This window comes from Chania multitudinisentens RB-25 (assembly GCF_000520015.2).
GTDB classification, from domain to species: Bacteria; Pseudomonadota; Gammaproteobacteria; order Enterobacterales; family Enterobacteriaceae; genus Chania; species Chania multitudinisentens.
Genome location: NZ_CP007044.2, coordinates 1,217,583 through 1,241,274 on the forward strand (window position 1 = coordinate 1,217,583; position 23,692 = coordinate 1,241,274).

The following is a 23,692-nucleotide window of genomic DNA, read 5'->3' on the forward strand; positions in this document are numbered from 1 at the left end:
TCGTTTCCGGGCACTGAGTTATTTGGTGACTGGAGCAAAAGAGTGCCCCTGTTGTTCAAGGAACGCCCGCAGGCGAATTAAATCATCTCGGCGTGGAATGCCTATCAAGCTGACTCTGCCCTGCCGATCAAGCGTCATATCCAGTACTTTTTCTTGGTCATTTAATGGCTGCTCGAAGTCACTAAAATGAGTTTTACCCACTTCGGTCAGCAGATGCAAAACCTGGTTATCACTGCCCCTCAGTTGCAGTGTCTGCGGGCTTTCCTGTTCAAACGGGCCGGAAACCAACGCATCAATCAGCCCTGCCATTGTGCTTAGATAAGGGATGATGGTGGCATAGGGATAACCGCTAAACACCAGAATATTGCCGTTAAAATCCTGACGAATGGCAGACAGCAGTTGGCTTAATGCCTGGGGTTGATCGAACGGTTCCCCTCCAGAGATTGTGATGCCATCCGCCTGCGGATACCACGGGCGCAACTGTTCTACCAGTGTTGCCATCGCTATCTTGTCGCGGGTAAATCGCCATGTTTCTGGAGAGAGGCAGCCGGGGCAGAGCAGAGAACATCCCTGAAACCAGATACCAATACGTTTTCCTGGCCCCAAGGTGGTTACCGGAAAGTGCAAACGTGATAAACCTACCGCCATCGGCATTACGGCTCCTGCTGTTTGGTCAGAACCAGCTGTGTGGATGCACCCGTCAGCAGGTCTGCAATGTGATAACGATCGCCCGGCTGTGCGTCCACATCAAATAGCGCCCGTGACAGTGGATTAACCAAATGTGCTTCCAGATGGTTACGAATACCGCGCCCGCCGTTGGATAAGTCGGCCAGGCAGATCTTACGCAACAGCTCCAGCGCCGCTTGGCCGATGGTTACCGTCAGCCCGAGCCTGCCGAGCCCCGCCAGCGTGTTTTCGGTCATTTGGCTAAATATCTGTTCGGCAACATCGGGGCGAATAAAGTCAAAGACGATGATGTTTTCACCAATGCGGTTAAGCAGCTCAGGGCGGTTTAGCACCAGCTTGAAGTGGCGTTCAATCTCGGCCTTGACGTTTTTCTGTACCGTTGCAAATGGTTCCTCTGGCCGCACATTGGCTACCCGTTCGCCGTGACTGTCCAGGCGATAGATACCCAGATTGGAGGTGAAAATAATCAGGGCTTCAGAGAAATAGACGCGATCGCCACGGCCGGAAGTTAGCACGCCGTCATCGATAATCTGCAAAAATTTATCCATCAGCCGTGGGTGGGCCTTTTCTATTTCATCAAACAGCACCACGCTAAACGGCTTTTCCCTAATGGCGTTGGTCAACTCGCCGCCCAGGTTATAGCCAATATATCCTGGCGGCGCGCCAATCAAACGTTGATCGGCATGTTCGGCGCTAAATTCTGACATATCGAAGCGGATATAGGCACTTTCATCACCAAACAGTAATTCGGTAACGGTTTTGGCCAGCTCGGTTTTACCCACGCCGGTCGGCCCAGCCAAAAAGATCACACCGCGGGGGCGCCCCCCTTGTTTGCCCCCGCCTACGCCCGTGACCGCACGCTTGATGATATCCAACATATGCGTAATGGCATGGGTTTGCCCTTTGACTCGTTTCTGGATCGTGCTGGCGGCCTGACGAATCTTCTCTTTTTCAATTTTTAGCCATGGATCTTCGGTAATCCCCACTTTATAGCGCCGAACTGCGTCGCTAATCTGTTCTTGAGCGACGCCTTCAATGCGGGCCAGCCGAGCAATGGCATTCATATCCAGCAGCAGCAACCCTTCCGTTTCATCCACAAACTCCTGGGCCGCTCGCTCTTGAACGGCCGTTTCAACGGATTGGCCCGGTAGCGAGCGTAACAGCGCAGGCGCTAACGCATGGCGGGCAATGCGATCGGGTTTGGCGACCGGGATATGGCGAATCAGTGGGTTATTGATCAAAAACCAATCAGGTAAATCGCCTTCTTTATCAACAACCCACAATACGGTATTAAAAAATGCCCGGCGCTGCTCGCCGTAAGGGCGCGCACGAGCCTGGTGGGAAAGCACCAGGGCGCGGGTAAACAGGCTATGTTCCACCGGTGAGAGGTTATCCCGGTGATTAATCAGGCAAGAGGCGAAGTCAACAATCAGTGCCACGGGTTCACCGGGTAGCTCGATCAGCCGTTCGAGCGTGGTGCTCAGCAGATCAATTCCCCCATTGGCACGGCCTTCTACTATATTAAGGCCCAATTGGCTCAGCAGTTTCTGCGTTGGTGCCGGGTCCTCTCCTGGTGGCACCATTGGTATAAAGCCGTTCAGCAGGTTAAACATCACCACATGCTGATAACCCGCTTCTCGCAGCGCATTATGCAGGGATTGATTAAATGCAACCGGCGTGACGATGTTGGGGCTAATCTCGCAGGCTTGCAGATCGCGCACATTGCCTGAGAACACGAACTGGCTTTTTAGAGGTAAAAAACGCAGCAAGTCGCGCATCCAACGGGGTTGTTGATAACGATATGGTTGTTGCATTGAGATCCCTTATGGTTGTTTCCGGCGGAATTCCTGATGATTTTTTTGAGGGAATTCGCACCACATCGCTAAACGCGACAAGCTAAACCATCCTTAATGAGCCTAAGGATAATTCATCCTGTGAGTGACAGATAGTGATGTGCTTACCATAACCTTGGGGTACATGAGCCAAGGAACTCAAAACACCGTCTATAACCATTGATTTTCCTGCCATTCGGCACCATGTTAGTTAAACATTGGTATTTATCTGGTCAGATGCTTGCATCAGGCCCACAACGTCAATCAGGATTACCCTTATGACCAACCCGTTGCTGACACCGTTTTCTTTGCCGCCGTTTTCGGCGCTTCGTCCTGAAGATATCGTACCGGCGGTACAATCCGCACTGGCCGACTGCCGTGCTGCGGTGGAGCGCGTGGTGGCGCAGCCGGGGCCGTTTACCTGGGAGAATCTGTGCCAGCCACTGGCGGAATCTGACGATCGTTTGGCGCGGATCTGGTCGCCGGTTGGTCATTTGAATGCGGTGAAAAACAGCCCGGAACTGCGAGAAGCCTACGAACAGGCGCTGCCGCTGCTTTCCGAATATGGCACCTGGGTAGGCCAGCACGAAGGGCTGTATAAAGCCTATCGTAGCCTGAAAGAAGGTGCAGGTTTTGCCAGCCTGAGCGTGCCCCAGCGTAAAGCGATAGAAAACGCGCTGCGTGACTTTGAGCTATCGGGCATTGGTTTACCGGCGGAAAAACAAAAGCGCTACGGTGAGATTGTGGCGCGCCTGTCTGAATTAGGCTCGACCTACAGCAACAATGTGCTTGATGCCACTATGGGCTGGAGCAAACTGATCGCCGATGTTAATCAACTGAGCGGGCTGCCGGAAAGTGCGCTGGCGATGGCTCAGGCGATGGCTCAGGCAAAAGAACAGGAAGGCTGGTTATTGACGCTGGATATGCCGAGCTATCTGCCGGTAATGACCTATGCCGACAATCAGGCACTGCGTGAAGAGATGTACCGTGCCTTTGCCACCCGAGCTTCTGACCAGGGGCCGAACGCCGGTAAGTGGGACAACAGCACGGTAATGGCAGAAACGCTGGCATTGCGCCACGAGCTGGCGCAATTGCTGGGCTTTGCCAGCTATGCCGATAAATCCCTCGCCACCAAAATGGCAGAAAACCCAGAGCAGGTGCTGGGTTTCCTGAACGATCTGGCCAAACGCGCCCGCCCGCAGGCAGAGCAGGAGCTGGCGCAGTTGCGCGCTTTCGCCAAACAGCATTACGGCGCTGATGAGCTTGAAGCTTGGGATATCACCTATTACGGTGAAAAACAAAAACAACATCTGTTCTCGATCAGCGACGAACAGCTACGCCCCTATTTCCCAGAACAGCGTGTCGTTGAAGGGCTGTTTGAAGTGGTGAAACGTATTTACGGCATCAGCGCTAAAGAGCGTAAAGATGTGGATACCTGGCACCCGGAAGTGCGTTTCTTCGATCTGTTCGACGCGAACGGCGAACTGCGCGGCAGCTTCTATCTGGATCTGTATGCCCGTGAAAATAAACGTGGCGGAGCGTGGATGGACGATTGCGTTGGCAGCCTGCGTAAAGCGAGCGGTGAGCTGCAAAAACCGGTGGCTTACCTCACGTGTAACTTCAACCGCCCATTGGGCGATAAACCAGCGCTGTTTACCCATAACGAAGTGACCACGCTGTTCCATGAATTTGGTCATGGCCTGCACCATATGCTGACGCAGATTGATACGGCCGGTGTCGCCGGGATCAGCGGGGTGCCGTGGGATGCGGTCGAACTGCCAAGCCAGTTTATGGAAAACTGGTGTTGGGAACCCGAAGCCTTGGCGTTTATCTCCGGCCACTTCGAAAGCGGTGAACCACTGCCAAAAGCCTTGCTGGATAAGATGCTGGAAGCGAAAAACTACCAGGCAGCATTATTCATTCTGCGTCAGTTGGAATTCGGCCTGTTTGATTTCCGCATGCACTTTGAATACAGCCCAGAAAAAGGCGCACAAATCCTGCCGACCTTGGCCGAGGTGAAGAAAGCCGTTGCCGTGGTGCCTTCGCCAAGCTGGGGGCGTTTCCCTCATGCCTTCAGCCACGTCTTTGCCGGTGGTTATGCCGCAGGTTACTACAGCTATCTGTGGGCGGAAGTGCTGTCAGCCGATGCCTATTCACGCTTTGAAGAAGAAGGGATTTTCAACGCGGCAACCGGCAAATCCTTCTTGGATAACATCCTGTCGCGCGGCGGTTCTGAAGAGCCAATGGAGCTGTTCAAACGTTTCCGCGGCCGTGAACCGCAGTTGGATGCGATGCTGCGCCATTACGGTATTAAAGGATAACTCGCCACGTGAGCGTGTGTTTATTATGTGAAGCAGGCGCCGATCCCGGCGCCTTGTCTATTTTGGCGGAGCGCTGGCAACTGGCTTCTGACGACGATGCGCTGGTGGCGCTGGTGTTAACGCCGCAACGGTTGGAGCTACGCAAGCGCGATGAGCCGAAACTCGGTGCGATTTATGTCGATTTTGTCGCTGGCCCGATGGCACACCGGCGGCGTTTTGGCGGTGGCCGTGGTGAGGCGGTCGCCAAAGCGGTGGGGATCAAGGGCAGCTATCTGCCCAGCGTGGTGGATGCCACTGCGGGCTTGGGGCGCGATGCTTTTGTACTGGCCGCGCTCGGTTGCCAGGTGCGCATGCTGGAACGCAACCCGGTGGTTGCCGCTTTGCTTGATGATGGCCTACAGCGCGGTTATCAGGATGCCGAGATTGGCCCGTGGCTGCGTGAGCGGATGACATTACTGCATGCGTCGAGCCTGACGGCATTGGGGGAGCTCGATCCGCGCCCGGAAGTGGTGTATCTCGATCCGATGTACCCGCATAAACAGAAAAGCGCGCTGGTGAAGAAGGAAATGCGGGTATTCCAGGCGCTGGTGGGCAGTGACGACGACGCAGATGGCCTGCTGGAGCCCGCTCGCAGATTAGCCACTAAACGTATTGTGGTGAAACGCCCGGACTATGCACCGCCGCTGGCAGCTATACCGGCGCATGCTGCGAGCACCACCAAAAATCACCGTTTTGATATCTATATGCCGTTGTAAAACGGCATATTATTCATTCAGTTAACATCATGGTGCCGCTTAGGTATAGCCCAGATAGCGGCAGTGCGTTGCTATCCCTGCTGCTTCATATTTCCTCTTGCATCAATTGGCGGTATTTCATGTGGTCGTTGTATAACTCGTGGAATACGCGGTATTTGCGGTCGTAATAGGTTTTGATCCTGTTGGTCTGTGGGGTGACGGTTTTGCCGATGCGGCTCATGGCATTCATCGCTTCCGGCAGAGTATCGAATACGCCTGCTGCCACCGTACCCATCATCGCACCGCCCAGCAGCATGGCTTCGCTCTCTTCTGGCAGCAGCATGGCGCAGCCGGTCGCATTGGCATGTTCCTGCACGAAAATCGGGTTTTTGGTGCCGCCGCCGCTGGCCATGATGGTATCAATGCTGTAGCCGCTGTGGTTCATGGTTTCGATGATATGGCGCGTGCCCAGCGCAATGGCCTGAATGGTCGCCAGGTAGTGCAATGCCATGTCTTCCGGCGTGCGCGACAGCTTCAGCCCGGTCAGGGTGCCGGTCAACGTCGGGTTGGCTCGTGGCGAACGGTTGCCGTGGAAGTACGGCAGCATATGGATATCTTTTGTCAGGAAAGCAATTTCTTCCGGCTCACCGGCCATGCGGCGCAGAATGGCATTCAGCACTTCATAAATAGTCTGGCCGTTAGCCTTACCCTGCGCCAGCAATTCCTGGTAACAGGGGTGCGATTGGATCACATGGTCGATCAGCGCCCCGGTGGCAGACTGCCCACCTTCGTTCAGCCAGTACTCCGGCAGGATAGCGGAATAATAGGGGCCCCAAACGCCACCGATGAAGCGTGCGGTGCGCGACATAGCCATATGGCCGGTAGAAGTGCCGCCGATCAGCGCGATGCGGCGATTAAAATCAGCCACTTCACCGGAAACGCCGGTTGCTCCCAGCGTGCCGAGCGTACCCGCGTGGGCATCAATGATCGAAACGCTGACGGCGGTACCGGCAATCAGCCCCATTTCGCTGGCGGCTCGCTGCGTCAGACCATAACCGAGAGGTTCACCCATCATTTTTACGTCGCTGCCGATCTTCGCTGCGTCGTGCTCCAGTAGATCTTCCAACCCAATCTGTTGGAAATAACTTTTATCCCAACGTTGTTCGTGGCCGATATAGGTCCACTTACATACGGTGGAGCACAGCGAGCGGGTGGTGTCCTGCGTGGCGCGCCAGGTCAGGAAGTCGGGTAAATCAAACAGATATCCGGCATTGGCCCAGGTGGTCGGCATGTGCTGTTTCAGCCACAGCAGCTTGGGGGTTTGCATCTCGGGCGAAATAATCCCACCAACGAAATCCAGCACCCGGTGTTTGGTGGCGTTGATACGCTCTGCCTGGGTGATGGCGCGGTGATCCATCCACACGATAATGTTTTGCTCACTGCGGCCGGAAGGGCTGATGGTCAGCGGTTGGCCTTCTTTGTCCAGCACCACCAGGGAACAGGTAGCATCAAACCCCAACCCTTTCACCTGGATCGGGTTGATATCAGCCTGATTAACGGCATCGCGCACGGCGTTGCACACCGCCTGCCAGATATTGTCGGAGGATTGCTCCACAAAGTCCGTCTTTGGGCGATACAGCTCAATAGCCCGGCTGGCTTGGCCAACCATTCTGCCATTGAGGTCAAACACCCCTGCACGCGCACTGCCGGTTCCTACGTCTATGCCAATGAAATAACTTGCCATTATTTTTCTCCGCAATCAGGTTGTTCGATTTTGTAATGCGATGAACGGGCTCAGGGCGCCACTCCACAGCGCCAGGGTCAGCAAGTTGCTGATACCGCCTATAAACCAATCAAGGAAGGTCTGTCGGTGATGTGCAGATTACAAAGGAAAGGAAGAGGAGGACTAGCTGGGATCACCGTAATGTGATCTATAACCATTAATGTAAAATTATGAAGTTTTTTATGTTATTAAAATGTTTATGAAATTTATCGTGGTAATATTACTACTCAATATTTGTATTTTATTATCAATAAATAAACATATTTGCATCTTATTGATAACTTTCTTGAGGAAAAGAAGCAGCTACCAGATAACAGGCATGCCGGTGAAAACACCGGCATGTCATTATTTGATGAATATGTGAATTATGTCACGCAGGAAGGGATTAGAGCACGCCTTGGGCTAGCATGGCGTCAGCAATTTTGACGAATCCGGCAATATTGGCACCGTGGACATAGTGCGTTTGCTTACCTTCACCGCCGTATTCAACACAGGCCTGATGAATATCCGCCATGATATGGCGTAAACGGATATCCACTTTCTCTGCTTTCCAGTTAATGCGCGCGGCATTCTGCGCCATCTCCAGGCCAGAAGTGGCTACGCCACCCGCATTGGCCGCTTTGCCCGGAGCAAACAGAACACCTGCTTCCAGGAAGGCATCGGTGGCTTGAATGGTGGTTGGCATATTGGCGCCTTCTGCTACGGCTTTTACCCCATTGCGGATCAGAGTCTGTGCGGCTTCCAGATCCAGTTCGTTCTGGGTGGCGCAAGGCAGCGCGATATCAACCGGTACGTTCCACGGTTGCTGGCCTGCCAGATAGGTCAAGCCACGCTCGCGGGCATAATCAGCCACGCGGCCATAACGTTGGTTTTTAATTTCTGTCAGATGAGCCAGTTTCTCGGTGGTGAAACCCGCTTCGTCTACCACGGTGCCGCCGGAGTCGGAAGCGGTGATCACACGGGCATCCAGCTCCAACGCTTTCTCAATGGTATATTGCGCCACGTTGCCAGAACCCGATACCGCTACGCGCATACCTTCAAAGCCTAAACCATGGCGTTGTAGCATGGAATCACTAAAGTAAACCAGGCCGTAACCGGTTGCTTCCGGGCGAATCAGGCTCCCACCAAACGACAAACCCTTACCAGTAAACACGCAAGAGGTATTGTTGGACAGTTTCTTCATCATGCCAGCCATAAAGCCCACTTCACGGCCACCAACGCCAATATCCCCTGCCGGTACATCGGTATCCGGGCCCAGGTGGCGATAAAGTTCGGTCATGAGTGCCTGACAGAAACACATGATTTCTCTCTGGCTTTTGCCCTTCGGATCAAAATCTGAACCGCCCTTGCCACCGCCCATCGGCAACGTGGTCAAGGCATTTTTGAAGGTCTGCTCAAAGCCAAGGAACTTCAGAATGGAAGTGTTGACCGACGGGTGGAAACGCATGCCGCCTTTATACGGGCCAATGGCCGAATTGAATTGTATACGATAGGCGCGGTTGACCTGTACCTGCCCACGATCGTCCACCCAACTGACGCGGAACTGAATGATGCGCTCCGGCTCAACCAGGCGCTCTAATAAAGCGTGGTCACGGTAATGTGGGTTGCGTTCGATGAAGGGCCACAGCGAGGTGAAAACTTCCCGTACTGCCTGTAGATATTCTGGTTGATGCGAATTATGGCGCTTTAGCGAGGTTAGAAACGATTCCAGTGATACAGCTTGTTCCATTGAATAACTCCTTTTAGCATTTGGGTTCCCCTGTTGTTATGGATGTGGCTCATATGTTGGGGAGGATGTTGTGTCTGTATCGACTATATCACCGGGGGGAGGCTTATTAACAAGCAATAAATAAGGGTTATGCAACGAAAAATGCCCGCATGGCGCGGGCGTTGGTTATCTGGGTTAGCAAGTACTTACTTTTTATCTTCCTCGTCACGCAGCGGTACAATCAGCATATCGATGTGTACGGTGTTAATTAATTGGCGTGCTGAAGACATCAATTTGCTCCAGAAATCCTGATGATGGCCACATAGCACCAGGTCGACATCGTATTTCTTGATGGCATCGACCAGTACCTGTGCCAGATCGCCGCTGCCGCTCAACGTTTGAGTGATCGGATAGCCAGCATTTTGCGAGAGTTCGGTTAACGCCTGATGGGTTTCTTCGGAGATGCGTTTCTGCATATCGCCGAGATTCACATCGATCAGGCCGGTGTACAGATCGGAGTAATTAACATCAACGTGGATCAGAGAGACTTTGGCATTGTACGGTTGCGCCATTGAGACGGCTTTTTCTACCAGAATCTTGCTTTCCGGTGAGAGATCAACCGCGATCAGAATGTGTTTGTAAGCCATGAGAATACTCCTTCCATATATACCCTGAGAACTGGCAGTTGCAGAGATGTTGTTGGTTGCCCGTGGTGCCAGCATAAACGCTGTTCAAATCGGTTGGCCTACCATGCAACGCCATGTATTTTGGGCATAATGCCGATTAAAAGGTTGGCAAGCTACTTGAACGCTCTGCCTTGCCTGCATAATACCATTCAGATAACACCATGATATGTTGGTGTGATCACATTGCATCGCATTAATAAATTTTGTTTACATCTACCGATTCAGTTTTACAGTAATGTGGCAAAAAAATAATGCTTTTTATGTGGTTAGCTGGCCATTTACCCATGGAATTATAAGATTTCGTGAGCAAAGTGTAGCTTACATAGGGCATACCATGGCGAAAAAGCAGTATTTACTCTGGTTATTATTTATAACCAAGTGTTATACCCGTCATGCTTCAAGTTGTAGATACGTTGATTTTGTTACCCGGCCCCTCTGAGGCTGGCGCAAGCGTTGTTTATAAACGCTTTACGTGTTTGTCCTGCCACTCAAATTATTCAGGGTATAGATGACAAATGTAGTGGTCACGGTAAATTTTTATTCGGGGCCAAGTCAGTTTGCATTTCATTATTCTACAATAGGAAATGTAGGCCTGAGCATTTCCTCTCCAGCCTTGCTGGTAGAGGGGTGAATAGTAGGGCCGTAAGATGCTAGGGGGATGGGAGCCGCAGGCTTCGGCAGCATTGGGTAGAGGTAGGGCGTTGACTTGACGGTTGGTCAGGATAACAACGCCTTGAGGGGGCAATCATGATGAGTACCATCGCGCTGTTTTGGGCTTTATGTGTGGTATGTGTGATTAATATGGCTCGGTATTTCTCTTCTCTGCGTACGTTGTTGGTGGTTTTGCGCGGCTGTGACCCACTACTGTATCAATATGTCGATGGCGGTGGTTTTTTTACTGCCCACGGCCAACCAAGCAAACAGATACGCCTGGTGCGCTATATTTTTGCACAGCGTTATGTTGAGCATCATGACTCCGAATTTATTCGCCGTTGCCAGCGTGTGCGTGGTCAGTTTGTTCTGACCTCGGCATTGTGCGGCCTGGTGGTCATTAGCCTGCTGGCGATGGCGATTTGGTATTAGGCTCTGGTGATTTCAGGGTACAAAAAAGGCGACCATTTCGGCCGCCTTGTTACTCTGCATCACACTCAGATCAGCTTTAATGCCAGCCAGTAAAGGCTGCCGGAAAGAGCAATAGATACTGGTAGGGTTAGTACCCAGGCCAGCATGATGCTTTTCACTGTTTTGCTCTGCACACCACCACCATCCACCAGCATGGTCCCGGCAACCGCCGAAGAGAGCACCTGAGTGGTGGAAACCGGCATACCTGTGTAGCTGGCGACGCCAATTGACAGTGCGGCGGTCATCTGTGCCGACACCCCTTGCGCGTAGGTCATGCCTTTCTTACCGATTTTTTCACCGATAGTGGTTGCAACACGCCTCCAGCCCACCATGGTTCCGAGAGACAGCGCCAGGGCTACCGCGATGATAATCCAGAGTGGTGCATACTCAACGGTTTGCAGCAGATCAGAACGCAGGTTTTTCAGGAAACGCTGGTCGTCGGCAGAGGTTTCCGGCAGGTTAGCCACTTTACTCGCCGTCTCCGTTACGCACATCAGCAGGCGGCGCAGATGGCTGCGTTGTTCCACCGTCAGTTGATCGTAACTTTGCAGGTTGTTCAGCAGATTCAGTGAGTGCTCAACGGCGATCATGGCGCGCGCGCTATCGCAGTGAAACTCAATAGGCTGGTTAGCTGCCTGAGGGATATTTTGCTGTGTGGGCACCTGTGGCGTTTGGGCGATCACATGGGAGAGGGAATCGCCGTGTTGCTGATAGAATTGCTGTAGGTGAGCAACGGCATCACGTGTACGGGTGATGTCATAACCTGTGGCATTCATATTGAGTACGAAACCCGCAGGAGCAACGCCGATCAGCACCAGCATGATCAGGCCGATACCTTTCTGACCATCATTCGCACCGTGTGAGAAACTGACGCCGATGGCCGACAGGATCAACGCAATACGCGTCCAGAACGGCGGCTTGCGTTTGCCGTCAACCTTTTCACGTTCTGATGGCGTCATGTGGATACGCTGGCGCTTCTTGGTCGTGCTCCAGTAACGGCGCAGCACAAATACGATGAGCCCGGCAATAATCATCCCAATCAGCGGGGAGAAGATTAATGACAGGAAGATCGTGATCATTTTCGGGATATTCAGCGCATCAACCACCGATGTGCTGGTGACCAGCGCGTTGGTGAGGCCCACCCCGATAATGGAACCGATCAAGGTATGCGAGCTGGAAGCGGGTATACCCAGATACCAGGTACCAAGGTTCCAGACGATTGCTGCCAACAGCATGGAGAAGACCATGGCTAGCCCGTGCGATGAACTGACGTTCAGCAACAGATCGGTGGGCAGCAAATGAACGATGGCGTAGGCAACGCTCAAACCGCCGAGCATGACGCCAAGAAAGTTAAACAGGCCCGCCATAACGACCGCAAGCTGCGAGCGCATAGCACGGGTATAGATTACAGTAGCAACCGCATTGGCCGTATCATGGAAGCCGTTGATGGCTTCATAAAACAAGACAAAGATCAGCGCGAGAACTAACATCAGGCCGGTATGAAAATCCAGGCCAGTGAACAAATGCAACATAAGCGTTACGCCAAGTTGGTGGACATGAACGTCGCGCATTATCCGTGACAATCAGTGCTGGGGAAAAGGGAAATATGTCATTTTTTTGATTTCAATGCGGCAAAAAAGCATTGACTTCATCACTAATCGACGTGATTTCAGTGTGTTACTTCTATTAACGCCTGCTAACATTTTCTTACGATAGCGCTGATTGGTTGATACCTTTACAATCGCCCGCCGCAGATTAAGCGGCATAAAGTAGCGTTTTTAGCCGTGACGGTGATTTTTTGCTCAGAGAGGCCCAGGTGGAACAGTTTGATGTAGTAGTGATAGGGGCAGGTGCCGCAGGGATGTTTTGCGCTGCGCAGGCAGGGCAACTGGGTTGCCGGGTACTGCTGATCGACAATGGCAAAAAGCCCGGGCGTAAGATCCTGATGTCTGGCGGTGGGCGTTGTAATTTTACCAACATGTACATTGAACCCGCTGCTTATCTCTCAAATAACCCGCATTTCTGCAAGTCTGCGCTGGCGCGTTATACCCAGTGGGACTTTATCGAACTGATTAACCGTTACGGTATTGCCTATCACGAAAAGACGTTGGGGCAGTTGTTCTGCGATGATTCTGCGCAACAGGTGGTCGATATGCTGGTGAAAGAGTGTGAGCTAGGCCAGGTAACGACGCGCTTGCGCAGCGAAGTTATGAGTGTGGAAAAAAGCGGCCATGGATTTGAACTGGCGCTGAATGGTGAAAAAGTGAGTGCTCGCTCACTTGTTGTTGCCAGCGGAGGGCTGTCGATGCCGGGGCTGGGTGCATCGCCGTTTGGTTATAAGCTGGCGGAACAGTTTGGCCTGAACGTATTGCCCACCCGCGCCGCTTTGGTTCCCTTTACCCTGCATAAACCCTTGCTTGAACACTCTCAGGCACTCTCCGGTGTTTCGGTTCCGGCGTTGGTCACGGCGGAAAACGGTACCCATTTCCGTGAAAGCATCCTGTTTACCCATCGTGGCCTTTCTGGCCCGGCGATTCTGCAAATTTCCAGCTACTGGCAGCCTGGCGAGTTTGTAAGTATTAACTTACTTCCTGAGCTTGATCTGTTGGGCTTTTTGAATGAACAACGCCTTGCCCACCCGAACCAGAGCCTGAAAAACACGCTGGCTCTGCACTTGCCGAAGCGTTTGGTTGAGTTCCTGCAAACGCTGGGGCAACTGCCAGAAGCGACATTGAAACAGTTGACTACTGCTCAACAGGCCACCTTGGCTGAAAACTTGCAAAACTGGCGTGTGCAGCCGAACGGAACGGAAGGATATCGCACCGCAGAAGTGACATTGGGCGGTGTGGATACCAAAGCGCTTTCTTCTAAAACCATGGCGGTGAATGCAGTACCTGGCCTGTATTTTATTGGTGAAGTGGTGGATGTGACAGGGTGGTTGGGAGGGTACAATTTCCAGTGGGCCTGGAGTTCGGCTTGGGCCTGTGCACAGGCTGTCGCTGTTTGTGCAGAGACTAAAGCCTGATGATTTGCAGTAAAGGCGAATGGGTCGCAACGATAATGACCAAAAGATCTAAATAGGGTTATAGGCTTTGTGAAAATTTAAAAAAGCGTGGTTGCAGGCAACAGCATTATAAATCATTCAATAGGATGCTATTTCGTCAATACTTCTGCAAAAGCTTAACTGACACTGTTGGTCTGATTTTTTATATCGTTGCCCTGCAACCTCCCGATAAAATCGTGTTTATTGCCAGCAGCTACGCTTTCACACATGAATATTGAGTGACTGATTGTTAAAGGAAGCCGAAATGAAAAAACTGAATTGGTTCAACAATGTTGAAAATCGCACGCACCCGTGGGAAGGCATGGGGCTTACTTGGCTGACCACCGCGCTTAATGTGCCCAATGTTAGAGCCGCCGTTGATTTCTATACAGGAGCGATGGGGATGGTGGCGATTGCAGAGCTGGAAGGCGATGATGGAGAGATGATGTTTGCCCGCATTCGCTACCGTGGCACGAACTTTACTATTAACAAGGAAGGTTGGGATTCTGACCTGAGCGGCCCACAAACATCAGGCTCTCCGACACCGTTCATTTTCTATATGTACGTTGATGACGCTTTGGCGCTGGTGGATGAAATGGTGCAGGCCGGTGCAACGGTGCTGAATAAACCCGCTGAAATGTTCTGGGGCGATTTAAAAGCGCGTGTAAAAGATCCCTTTGGTTTTATCTGGGATATTGCGCAAAAGCTGTAAGACAAATGTCCATACAGCCACCCGGATGGGGTTAACAACCCCATTTTTCAGGATAGTGGCGAGTAAATCATAATAAATTCTGAATTTTTCTCCATCCTATTGATATTATTTCCATTTCCTTATATTGCCTATGATTTCCTAACCTGTTGTCCGTGCTGTGACGGTCGCTTTGCCGCGTTGAAAAAATGATAATATCTAATTGAGGGGTTAATCTAACGTATTGTTATAAATTAATATGCTAAGACGGTAGTCGATAATAACATTTTGTCCATTTATCAGAAGTAATAATAATGATTTTTTTATTTATCATAAACAAAAAATTTTTTATAAACCTGGCTTCAATAAATGTTGCGAGTTCTTCTATAATTTACAATACGTAGGCCATGCAGATAACCTCGCTCTACGTATTGTATGTTAAATATCAATCATTACAGGCTAATGCGAGTAATGATTATCATCAAATCTCATTCCTACATTTAAATATTGTCATGCTCAAGTTATAGGAAGCAAAAGAAAGACGGCGAAAGTCGGGCTTTTGAGAGGGAGGACCCCAACCGCTGGTCTGATAAGTATGTTCCAGTCGCAACGTGCTTCAATCTGAATGGAATTACTCGCAGCCATGTCGGTAATACTTAATGTATTTTAATGGGTAATCAGATATGCATATAAGTAAATTGTGTGTAGCGATCGTTGGCGGGCTGCTCATTTTTTCAGAGATGGCTCAGGCACAAAATAGCCAGACAGGTGTGGTGAAAACCATCAGGATCACGGCGAATATCAGTGACAGCATATTCGTTTCACGGCCAGAGGGTGGCGAATGGTACGACACTGTCGGGCTGGTCGCAACGGATGGCAGACAGCGCTCCTTCACTGCGAATATCCCAATACAGGTATGGACAACTACTCAAGGCGTTAATGTCTCTCTGGTTCATCCCCTTGATATAACGCGTACTGATGCTGTTTATAAGATGGAGAAAGTGGGCGTCAGGTTTGGGGACGCTGGGAGCGCAGGTAAAGAGCTTGGTGTTGGTCATGCGACACAAACGTTCACTCAGAAGCTCAAAGTGGGCAATGGTTATCAAAGTGTTTACCAAGTGCAAATCAAGGCAGATGCTCCTGCCGCGCGTAATGACGTCAGCACGCAAGGATATTATACGGGTGATCTGGTGATGTTATTTGAAATCCCGCCTAGTGCTATTTAATGGTGATATTCGTTTTTCTTATCAAGGGTGTCCACTTAGGTAGCCACCCTTGATAATGGATTTTAACGTTAGGGCAAAACATTTTACCCTAACCCCAGTTGGCCCAATAAAACCCTATTCAGTTCGCTGTTTTTATTGACATTGAGCTTACGCATGGCCGAACGTTTATGAGCGCTGATCGTTTTCTGGCTGCGCTGTAGCATGTCGGCGATGGTGGTGGCAGACATACCGGTACTCATCAGTTTTAGCACTTTCTTTTCACAGGCGCTGAGCGCTGCAAGACGGCATCGATGGCATTTATACAGACTGCTGATGCGTACTGCTAAAGGTTGATGGCAGAAGTGTTCCAGCGCCAGTTGCAGTTTCTGGCGCACCTGAGAAGTGGAATCATCCCGATGGATGCTGAAGGAGAGTGAGTGCTTTGTGGAATGATAGTGCTCTTGGTTCTCCAGAATCATCATGGTCATTTGCTGATGTTGGGGAGTATGATGTGCACTGATATAACAACTGGCGCAGCCTTGATTATCTTCCTGAGTACGGAAAATGATTTCCATATTATCAAGGGAGTTGAATTCCACCGGGGCTGATTGTGGGGAGTACTGATAACACTCGTTTAGAAAATCAATATAATCCTGCAATACATACAATAATCCCTGTTGATAGAAGTTATTACTATCAAGCAGAGTGAATTGAACCTTAAGCATCATTCCTCCTTTGCTAGAGCCAATATGCATGGCAAAATAGAACATCGGTAATTTTATTTGAGATGGCTACATAAATCCTGATGATAATATTGTCATTGATAAGCGAGTATAAAATTGGCAGCAGAACTGAACTCGCCTTCGGTAATGGTTTTATTTTCTATAGCAGAGGGATGCCCCTGAACATAAGCGGAAAATTCCAGCGTAGTAACCCCCATTTGTAATACGGTTGCATTTGTTGGGGTATTTAAATTGATTGCTGCTCCTTGGCTGTCGAATAGCGCAATCGCTGCGCCATTGGCACCATTGTTGATAGCTAAATTGATTGGTGTTTGGCATGGCATTACAGAGATTGCCGTCACACTGGAAGCGCAGCTCTGGGTGGCCACCGTAGTCATTGATGTAAGTCACAACAAAACTGTTGAGGTTGTTGTCACGCAGTTTCACGTTTTCACTGGATTTGGGGGCTAGCATTATGGGTTGGAAATCCCCCAATGCACCGCCGCCCTGTTTTTGGGAGTTACGGGCAATCCCGGTGAGGGTGATGTAAAACGGCGTTGGGTTTTCAATCGTCAGCCCGCTGCTGCTTTTGCGAAATACCAGTTGCTCTTGCCAGATCTGGCCCTTTGGCATCACGATCGCCTTTGGCCGATAGAACAGTTTGATTTGTGTCTGCAAGGCCAACTGCATCACGTTGGTTTTGCTGCTTTTAGGCGGTATTTCGCGCAGGTTGAAATAAAACAGTGATTCACGGTCCTGTGGCAAACTATCGGCTCCGGCCGTTTTGGTGATCCGCACCACGCTGCGTTCGCCAGCCTCTACCCGTTGCAGTGGCGGCAAAACCACCAGTGGCGCGGTGATTTTCTGATGTTGCTCATCTTCCAGCCACGCCTGTGCCAAGAAGGGCAGTTCTTTGTTTTCATTAATCACATTCAGGCTGATGGATTTTGCATCGCTGAGATAAATCGCACGTGTGCGATCCAGCGCTATCGCCGCCTGAGCCACCGGGGCGAGGGTGGCTAGAATCACGCTGGCAGCGGCCATTTTGATTAATAGACAGTTATTCATACTCATCAATTCTCATTGGAACCTACGTCAATAGGTTTGTTTTATAGATCAGAGCGTTATACATGGCAGCAGCAGTTGTTCCAGCGGTTTGGCGGTGTTGGGAATAACGACACGGCACTGACGCTGGCCTTCCCAAGCGATATCCAACTGTTCTTCTGGCTGGACTCCGGTCAGGAATACCGAACCTTCATCACTCACTACGGCTATTTCACGGCCTTGCTCGTTCAAAACCATGGCACCAAACGGCGGTTCACTGCCGTCTGCCAACTTGAGTACGGCCAGCAATTTGCTGCCTTTCACCACGTCGAAGCGGCGATAGCCGATGGCGCCTTCGGTCAGCGTGCTCTGCACCACGGCGCGGGTGGCTTCTACATCGTCTGCCAGTTGGTTGACGTCAATCCGCGTGTCGGTGTTGTAATAGCTGGTGATATCGGAAATGACCGCCAGACCTAAACGGTTGCTGTGAGCACGGCCATTGTTAATTGGCACTCCGGCAACGCCACCGGTGTCCAGCATCAGGCGGCTACCGCCGTTACTGGAGTTCTGGTGTGTCGCAATGCCGTATTGGGTAGCGGTAATCCCGCTGCGGAAAGTACCGCCCACCGAGGAATAGTTATCTTTTTGATAAGAAACGTTGGCATTGAGCGAACCGTAAGGTGTGTTATGGGTATAAAAACCACGTGCCAAAGGTTTACCATCCTGATTAACTCCGCTGCTGACCTGCCAGGTCTTGTTCGGGTTGGTGTAATCGCTATAGGAGGCGACCTGGGTGATATCGCTGTTGTTGGTTTGCAGTGAGTAACCAACACGGCGGCGTTCGCCGATGGGCACGGTCACGTTCAACACCAGGCTGTCATCGGTTCGTCCTTGATAGGTAGTACGGAACGCTGCCAGGGATGTGGTGATGTGATTGAAATTAGCGATATCGAACATCTTGCTGGCAGAGAGCCCATAACGATTCTGCGTGCGTGCATTCCAATAAGTCTGATGTGAGTAGGTCAGATAGGCGGTGATGGCTTTGGCACTGTCTTGCGCCATAAAAGTTTTGCTGGCGGTGATGGTATACAGCTCTTTCTCGCGCCCATAGTATTGAGCGTTGTAGTTGCTGTAGCGCGCTTGTAGATACTGCGACATGCTCATGAACTTACGCTGCGAAAAGCGGTAACCGGCGAAGGTAATCTGGCTGTTGTAATCATCGAACCGTTTGGCGTAGTTGGTTTGAAACGACAGTCCAGAAGCCGTGGGTTCATTCGGCAGGCGGGCAAAAGATTGCGTTACGTCAACAGACATCGCACCGAAGACGTTCAGATCGCGGCCAACACCAAGCGCCCAGGCATTGTAATCCCCGGCTAACAGACCACCGCCATACAGTGACCAGGCATTGGTGATCCCCCAAGAGAAATCATTGGCCGAGAAAAAAGGCCCCTGTAAATTGTGGTTGTGAGTCGAAGGTTGGCCCAGCGCCGTGTTGTAACGCACATAACCTGGGCGCGTCAGATACGGAATGGTGGCGGTATCAACCTGGAAAGTGGAGACGCTGCCGTCTTGTTCTTCTACCCTGACGTCCAGCCTGCCACGCACTGAACTGTTGAGATCCTGGATCACGAACGGCCCGGCGGGCACGGTGGTTTGATACAGGGTACGGCCTTCCTGCAAGACGGTAACCTTGGCGTTGCTTCTGGCAATGCCACGGACCTGTGGCGCATAACCCTGCAAGTTTGGCGGCAGCATACGTTCGTCGCTGGCCAGGTTGACACCGGTGAAGCGGAAAGAGTCAAAAATCTTGGAGTTGAGGAACATTTCGCCCACGGTCAGCTTGGCAGCCTGCATCGGCAGGGCGCGGTAGGCATAGATCTGGTTCCAGTCAAAATTGCTGTTGTGTTGATCCTCTTGCCGACTGGTGTTGGCCTGATAATCAGCCCGCAGACGCCAGAAACTCATGTTAGCCCCCAGCGTGCCGTAGCTGCTGAGAGTCTGCGATGTGGAGCCATTATGGCTTTGTCTACCGAGTTGCCCACTGACGCTGTAATCCAGTAACAGACCGGGGGTGCCGTTATCCCACTGTTCTGGCGGTGTCCAATCAGGATCGGAATATTTCATCCAGGCTTGGGGAATAGTGATCGCCAGTACACCGCCACCAATGCGGTCAGAGACGGTGGCACCGGGAATGGCGCTGATATCAGCACACTGATCGTCATGCCACAGCGTGACTTTATTCGCGGCGTCGGTTTTCAGCGCCATTTTTTCAATCAGATCGGGTGGCAGGCAAACCTTGCTGTTTTTTTTGTCTGCTAGCGGCAGATACTGGATGCTGCGCTGTGGCAGCGTTTTCTGATTAATCCTGATATCCAGTAAATAAGCGCCGGGCATAACGTAATCAGCATCAGAAAAACGTGATAAATCCACTTTGCTGCGATCGCTAATATCCAATACGTCAGTATTGAACTCCATGTTGGCAAAAGCCGAATATCCATAGAAGAGAGGGAGGATAGTAATGGCCTGTATTTTTTTCCTAGTCATTAATGACGTCATAGAATAATCGCTCATGGCAAATCCGCGCCTGATAATAGGCCATCCGTAAGACCTGAATATTTAATGTTATTCAGTGAGTTAATCTGGCACTGGTAAAATGAAGCTAAAGATAAGACAGAGTAAATTTCACTAGCGAACTGAATTCGCCAGCCTGTGCATAGCCGGGGTGGAGTTTCAACTGAGCGCTGAAGTTCAGGACATTATGATCGTCAACCAACAGATAATCCGCCGTGCTGCTGCCGAGTGCTAACCTGCTGCCTGCATCGGTGAGCAATTCAATGGCAATACCCTTGGCAGCGCCAGTTACGGCCAATAATTCGGGTTCTTCATTGTCTGCTGCGCCATCGAAAATGACATTCATGGCATGGTAGGAAACCCCAGGTTTTATTTGGCTTGCCAAAACGCAGTTCACCAGCTTGATTTGAAAATAACGGCGGCTGCTGATGAGCAAAGGCTGCGAGCCAGGGGCGGCGTCGGCTATAGATATCAGACCAAAATCAATAGTTTGATCCAGGCTATCACTGGCAATACCACAAGGGGTTTCTACGATCTCTCCCCCCAGATAAACCCGGCCATAGCCTTGGTTTTTTGCTACTGCGGATGTACCGCAGACACTGAGCGTAACAAGCAGTGCTCCCCAAAATCGAGTTGTCATGTCGGCATCTCTCCGTTGTGGCTTATCCTTCACTTATTGCCAGAGGGTATAAAGTGAAGGAGTACCCGGCAGGCATCCTCATCGTAGGCCGTGTCCCTCAATTGAGCGCCAGAAGTGCTCAATTGAGGGATACTGTCTAGTGTTACGGGTAAGTCAGAGTAAAGTTCACAACGCTGGTGAAATCACCAGGCTCCACGGGATCTGTGGCACTGCTACCTTGCAGGTAGGCGGCAAAGCGCAAAATGTTATCGCCTGCATTCAGGTTGTTCACACTGATTTGAGTGCCATCAATAGCTATTTTCTCGTTAGTGCCGTGGACCAGTTGGATACCCGCACCACGTGCAGTACCAGCCAGGCCCAGCAGTTCACTGTTGCCGTCAGCGGGCAGGCCAGTGAAGGCGATTTTCACGGACCTTTGAGTACTAAAATTGCAGTCTTTCAGTGTGATGTTAAAAGCCTCCGAGCTGGATTTTCCTTCGTTTGCCAGCACCTTGCTGCTGATTTGGCCCATGGGAACCGTTTGCTCAACGGATTCTGGTGCAACGCTGCATGGCGCATCGATAATGTCACCGTCAAAGGTTACGGTACCTCCCCCCTGATTAGGGGCGGCCTGAGCAACAGATACAGCAGAGAAAGCAATAACGGTTGCCAGCATTAATTTATTCAGTTTCATTGTCTCAATTTCCTGTAGAGAGTATTTAAAACGAAAGAAGAACACATCTAAATCTACTGTCACATCAGCGACGTCATGTCGCTGATGTGACAGTAGAGAGTCAATTCCTTTGTCTCGGGTAATATACTGTTTTGCATAATTTATAATGTAAATTACACAAGGTTTTAGGGTATGTCTAAAAGACAGGCAATTAGATTTTAAATATGAATATTACCTTGGCTTCCTGCTGGGAATATTCTTGCAAATTAATGGTGTTATTGGAAATGTATTTTTAATAAATCAATAAAATTCAGAATATAAATCTAAACAAAATTAAATTTTATTTCCTTAAAAATCTAATAGATCGTATGAATAAATATTGTAGAAGAATTGACTGCCAAAACATATATATGTGGTTTTTTTTAACTAAAAACTGTGAAATGGCGCGATGAAGGGAGGTTTTAGGCTGGTGATAACATTTCCTTCTATCTTGTTTTTTGAGTTGTCTACATAATTGAATTCTATATAAACTATTGTTTTTTATGATTAAAATTTAATTTTTTTGATGGTGGATTAATAAGGGGTATATATATTATGACTTATGAATCATCATGGTTAAAACAATAAATTAACATTTGATTTTTAATAAAAAATAATCTTTATCTTGAAGGGTTATTGCTATTTTTTTCTCTAGGATTTTTCTGTAAATTTAGGGCAATACAGACCTCTTTTTCAGGCTTAGGTAGTGACGATTTAGGAGGGTTACCATAATAGAGTTAAAGGTGATAACTGTAATTTTTTAAGCGATATGTCAGTATTAAATACATTGCTAATATAATGGCCAAGGGAGGCAGATTGGTACTGTGAGGTATATTCTCATCCTTAAAAACCAAGAAAATTCTCATGGTAATTTAGGGTGATTAAATCTGATTAATTTGCAATAAAAAGCAAATTATCTGGATGCTAATAGCCCGAATTACAGGAAGGCAGTGGTGTAGGGGCGAATAACAAAGTCAACGTACATGTAACTTGTAGTATGCTGATTAAGGCAGTGAGATGCCTAAAGTGCCTATTATTATCAGATAGTTTCGTCTCTGTGTGGCTTGGGTGAACTGTTATGCTATGAAAGTGCTGGCTACTTTGGCGTAGGGTGAAGGGTGAGGTTTTCGTCAGTTTACACAGTATCCCTGTGTGGTTGATGCATTGCTTGAGATGGTAATACACGAAAATAACGATCAGGAAACAACCATGGGAAAAATACCAGTAACCTATGAACTCCGAAAACAGCATATGTTAAACGAGTTACAAAACTTATGTGCGAGGTGCTCGGATCAGGAGGCCTTGCAGCCTCTGCCACCGATGGAAATGTGGCCGAAAACACGAGAGTTGGCAGACCAATGTGGTGTGAACATTTATGTGGCACGTACACTGCTCCTGGCGTTGGAAAAAGAAGGGAAAGTTCACTGTTCTCACCGCAGTATCAATAACTCACTGCGTTGGTATGTTTGCACTGAATAAAAGTGGCCGTGTTGAAAAGGGGATTCGTGCGTTATCCGGCGGTGAGAAACAACGCATTTCCTTGATTTATGCTTCATGGCTCACCGTTATGCGTGATGGTAATGGGAAGAGAGGCTCCCTAAGGAGTGCCTCTATCCCAATGGCCAGGCTTAGGTGATTTCAAGGCAACCTGTTGAATAGCAAGGCATAACATCAATGCCGCTGTTACACGTAAGTAACGATATATTCAACCAGTACGTTAGCATCGCCGGGTTCAACATCGTCACTCAGTGCAATATAGGCAGCCTTATAGGCTAGGCTCATCGTGCTATTGTTGGCGATAGTCCATGAACCAACATAATTAGGGTATTTGACATTATCCCACTGGTCATGGATTTGTAGCCCCACATTTTTGGCGGTAGAAACCTGGTTAGCATTATCCAGTACGAACACCGTGTTGTCGCTAGCGGCGGCTGTGCCCATAAATTGCACCTGTATTCCCGAATTCAGAGCACAATCAGTAAAGCTTAACGTGAATGGAACCGCAGCAGAGGTTGCTCCTGCCGTTTTAAGATCCGAACGCTGAACATTACCCAGTGAAACTGTCATATTTTTTGACTCAGCCTGTATGTTACAGGTGGAAACAAAGAACTCACCAGTAATAGCCACGTTACCATCTGCCGCAAATGCACCAGAACTTACCCCGGTAACCGCAAATAATAGGGCGCTGCATATATTCTTTTTCATAATCATATCC

At 49.9% G+C, this 23,692-nt stretch carries 18 protein-coding genes and 1 pseudogene; 7 read left to right on the forward strand and 12 right to left on the reverse strand.

Annotation, left to right across the window (positions count from 1 at the left end; genetic code table 11):
- Nucleotides 1-18: 18 nt before the first annotated feature.
- Nucleotides 19-654, reverse strand: coding sequence for a 4Fe-4S single cluster domain-containing protein (locus Z042_RS05265; protein WP_236849218.1), 636 nt, complete (start codon nucleotides 652-654; stop codon nucleotides 19-21).
- Nucleotides 654-2,501, reverse strand: coding sequence for an AAA family ATPase (locus Z042_RS05270; RefSeq protein WP_024910601.1), 1,848 nt, complete (start codon nucleotides 2,499-2,501; stop codon nucleotides 654-656). The genes Z042_RS05265 and Z042_RS05270 overlap by 1 nt, the downstream gene beginning before the upstream one ends.
- A gap of 296 nt (nucleotides 2,502-2,797) precedes the next feature.
- Here Z042_RS05270 and prlC point away from each other — a divergent pair, with 296 nt between their 5' ends.
- Both prlC and rsmJ read left to right on the forward strand, forming a co-directional pair.
- Nucleotides 2,798-4,840, forward strand: coding sequence for an oligopeptidase A (prlC, locus tag Z042_RS05275; protein ID WP_024910600.1), 2,043 nt, complete (start codon nucleotides 2,798-2,800; stop codon nucleotides 4,838-4,840).
- 8 nt (nucleotides 4,841-4,848) lie between these two features.
- Nucleotides 4,849-5,595 carry a 16S rRNA (guanine(1516)-N(2))-methyltransferase RsmJ gene (gene rsmJ / locus Z042_RS05280; RefSeq protein WP_024910599.1) on the forward strand — a complete coding sequence of 249 codons (747 nt, stop codon included), beginning with the start codon at nucleotides 4,849-4,851 and terminating at the stop codon, nucleotides 5,593-5,595.
- Between the two features lie 85 nt (nucleotides 5,596-5,680).
- Here rsmJ and Z042_RS05285 read toward each other — a convergent pair whose 3' ends face one another.
- From Z042_RS05285 to uspA, 3 genes are all read right to left on the reverse strand, one after another.
- A complete protein-coding gene (locus Z042_RS05285; protein WP_024910598.1) occupies nucleotides 5,681-7,318 on the reverse strand; it encodes an FGGY-family carbohydrate kinase in 1,638 nt (545 codons plus the stop codon).
- 424 nt (nucleotides 7,319-7,742) lie between these two features.
- On the reverse strand, nucleotides 7,743-9,086 hold the full coding sequence (gene gdhA / locus Z042_RS05290; RefSeq protein WP_024910597.1) for an NADP-specific glutamate dehydrogenase: 1,344 nt from the start codon (nucleotides 9,084-9,086) through the stop codon (nucleotides 7,743-7,745).
- 185 nt (nucleotides 9,087-9,271) lie between these two features.
- Complete coding sequence (gene uspA / locus Z042_RS05295; protein WP_024910596.1) at nucleotides 9,272-9,712, reverse strand: universal stress protein UspA; 441 nt, start codon at nucleotides 9,710-9,712, stop codon at nucleotides 9,272-9,274.
- A 786-nt stretch (nucleotides 9,713-10,498) separates the two neighbouring features.
- Between uspA and uspB the strand changes: the two genes are divergently transcribed.
- On the forward strand, nucleotides 10,499-10,834 hold the full coding sequence (uspB, locus tag Z042_RS05300; RefSeq protein ID WP_024910595.1) for a universal stress protein UspB: 336 nt from the start codon (nucleotides 10,499-10,501) through the stop codon (nucleotides 10,832-10,834).
- 65 nt (nucleotides 10,835-10,899) lie between these two features.
- On the opposite strand, the gene pitA is transcribed toward uspB, so the two are convergent.
- Nucleotides 10,900-12,405 carry an inorganic phosphate transporter PitA gene (gene pitA / locus Z042_RS05305; RefSeq protein ID WP_024910594.1) on the reverse strand — a complete coding sequence of 502 codons (1,506 nt, stop codon included), beginning with the start codon at nucleotides 12,403-12,405 and terminating at the stop codon, nucleotides 10,900-10,902.
- A 284-nt stretch (nucleotides 12,406-12,689) separates the two neighbouring features.
- On the opposite strand from pitA, the gene Z042_RS05310 reads away from it, so the two are divergent.
- From Z042_RS05310 to Z042_RS05320, 3 genes are all read left to right on the forward strand, one after another.
- Nucleotides 12,690-13,898, forward strand: a complete 1,209-nt coding sequence (locus tag Z042_RS05310; RefSeq protein WP_024910593.1) for a BaiN/RdsA family NAD(P)/FAD-dependent oxidoreductase — start codon at nucleotides 12,690-12,692, stop codon at nucleotides 13,896-13,898.
- Between the two features lie 283 nt (nucleotides 13,899-14,181).
- On the forward strand, nucleotides 14,182-14,628 hold the full coding sequence (locus Z042_RS05315; protein WP_024910592.1) for a VOC family protein: 447 nt from the start codon (nucleotides 14,182-14,184) through the stop codon (nucleotides 14,626-14,628).
- Between the two features lie 659 nt (nucleotides 14,629-15,287).
- On the forward strand, nucleotides 15,288-15,830 hold the full coding sequence (locus Z042_RS05320; RefSeq protein ID WP_024910591.1) for a CS1 type fimbrial major subunit: 543 nt from the start codon (nucleotides 15,288-15,290) through the stop codon (nucleotides 15,828-15,830).
- Nucleotides 15,831-15,913: 83 nt separating this feature from the next.
- Here the strand turns inward: Z042_RS05320 and Z042_RS05325 are convergent, their stop codons facing one another.
- The 5 genes and pseudogenes from Z042_RS05325 to Z042_RS05345 form a co-directional block, all read right to left on the reverse strand.
- Nucleotides 15,914-16,537: a helix-turn-helix transcriptional regulator gene (locus tag Z042_RS05325; RefSeq protein WP_236849219.1), complete on the reverse strand. Its 624-nt coding sequence runs from the start codon at nucleotides 16,535-16,537 to the stop codon at nucleotides 15,914-15,916.
- A 333-nt stretch (nucleotides 16,538-16,870) separates the two neighbouring features.
- Nucleotides 16,871-17,599: pseudogene (locus Z042_RS05330) on the reverse strand (fimbrial biogenesis chaperone); the annotation flags it as partial.
- Nucleotides 17,600-17,647: 48 nt separating this feature from the next.
- Nucleotides 17,648-20,146, reverse strand: a complete 2,499-nt coding sequence (locus Z042_RS05335) for a fimbria/pilus outer membrane usher protein (RefSeq protein ID WP_081758398.1) — start codon at nucleotides 20,144-20,146, stop codon at nucleotides 17,648-17,650.
- Nucleotides 20,147-20,234: 88 nt separating this feature from the next.
- On the reverse strand, nucleotides 20,235-20,786 hold the full coding sequence (locus Z042_RS05340; protein ID WP_024910587.1) for a fimbrial protein: 552 nt from the start codon (nucleotides 20,784-20,786) through the stop codon (nucleotides 20,235-20,237).
- A 142-nt stretch (nucleotides 20,787-20,928) separates the two neighbouring features.
- Entirely contained in the window at nucleotides 20,929-21,459 is a 531-nt protein-coding gene (locus Z042_RS05345; protein WP_024910586.1) for a fimbrial protein, read from the reverse strand.
- A 1,344-nt stretch (nucleotides 21,460-22,803) separates the two neighbouring features.
- On the opposite strand from Z042_RS05345, the gene Z042_RS26815 reads away from it, so the two are divergent.
- A complete protein-coding gene (locus Z042_RS26815) occupies nucleotides 22,804-22,956 on the forward strand; it encodes a FaeA/PapI family transcriptional regulator (RefSeq protein WP_417903533.1) in 153 nt (50 codons plus the stop codon).
- 204 nt (nucleotides 22,957-23,160) lie between these two features.
- Here the strand turns inward: Z042_RS26815 and Z042_RS05355 are convergent, their stop codons facing one another.
- Nucleotides 23,161-23,682, reverse strand: coding sequence for a fimbrial protein (locus Z042_RS05355; RefSeq protein WP_024914338.1), 522 nt, complete (start codon nucleotides 23,680-23,682; stop codon nucleotides 23,161-23,163).
- Nucleotides 23,683-23,692 lie beyond the last annotated feature (10 nt).

What these genes read in the sequence shown, in the direction of transcription:
- Z042_RS05265 (WP_236849218.1), bottom strand. Translation starts at nt 654, where the DNA reads ATGCCGATGGCGGTAGGTTTATCACGTTTGCACTTTCCGGTAACCACC.
- Z042_RS05270 (WP_024910601.1), bottom strand. Translation starts at nt 2,501, where the DNA reads ATGCAACAACCATATCGTTATCAACAACCCCGTTGGATGCGCGACTTG.
- prlC (WP_024910600.1), top strand. Translation starts at nt 2,798, where the DNA reads ATGACCAACCCGTTGCTGACACCGTTTTCTTTGCCGCCGTTTTCGGCG.
- Z042_RS05285 (WP_024910598.1), bottom strand. Translation starts at nt 7,318, where the DNA reads ATGGCAAGTTATTTCATTGGCATAGACGTAGGAACCGGCAGTGCGCGT.
- gdhA (WP_024910597.1), bottom strand. Translation starts at nt 9,086, where the DNA reads ATGGAACAAGCTGTATCACTGGAATCGTTTCTAACCTCGCTAAAGCGC.
- uspA (WP_024910596.1), bottom strand. Translation starts at nt 9,712, where the DNA reads ATGGCTTACAAACACATTCTGATCGCGGTTGATCTCTCACCGGAAAGC.
- uspB (WP_024910595.1), top strand. Translation starts at nt 10,499, where the DNA reads ATGATGAGTACCATCGCGCTGTTTTGGGCTTTATGTGTGGTATGTGTG.
- pitA (WP_024910594.1), bottom strand. Translation starts at nt 12,405, where the DNA reads ATGTTGCATTTGTTCACTGGCCTGGATTTTCATACCGGCCTGATGTTA.
- Z042_RS05315 (WP_024910592.1), top strand. Translation starts at nt 14,182, where the DNA reads ATGAAAAAACTGAATTGGTTCAACAATGTTGAAAATCGCACGCACCCG.
- Z042_RS05320 (WP_024910591.1), top strand. Translation starts at nt 15,288, where the DNA reads ATGCATATAAGTAAATTGTGTGTAGCGATCGTTGGCGGGCTGCTCATT.
- Z042_RS05325 (WP_236849219.1), bottom strand. Translation starts at nt 16,537, where the DNA reads ATGATGCTTAAGGTTCAATTCACTCTGCTTGATAGTAATAACTTCTAT.
- Z042_RS05335 (WP_081758398.1), bottom strand. Translation starts at nt 20,146, where the DNA reads ATGAGCGATTATTCTATGACGTCATTAATGACTAGGAAAAAAATACAG.
- Z042_RS05340 (WP_024910587.1), bottom strand. Translation starts at nt 20,786, where the DNA reads ATGACAACTCGATTTTGGGGAGCACTGCTTGTTACGCTCAGTGTCTGC.
- Z042_RS05345 (WP_024910586.1), bottom strand. Translation starts at nt 21,459, where the DNA reads ATGAAACTGAATAAATTAATGCTGGCAACCGTTATTGCTTTCTCTGCT.
- Z042_RS26815 (WP_417903533.1), top strand. Translation starts at nt 22,804, where the DNA reads ATGTGGCCGAAAACACGAGAGTTGGCAGACCAATGTGGTGTGAACATT.
- Z042_RS05355 (WP_024914338.1), bottom strand. Translation starts at nt 23,682, where the DNA reads ATGAAAAAGAATATATGCAGCGCCCTATTATTTGCGGTTACCGGGGTA.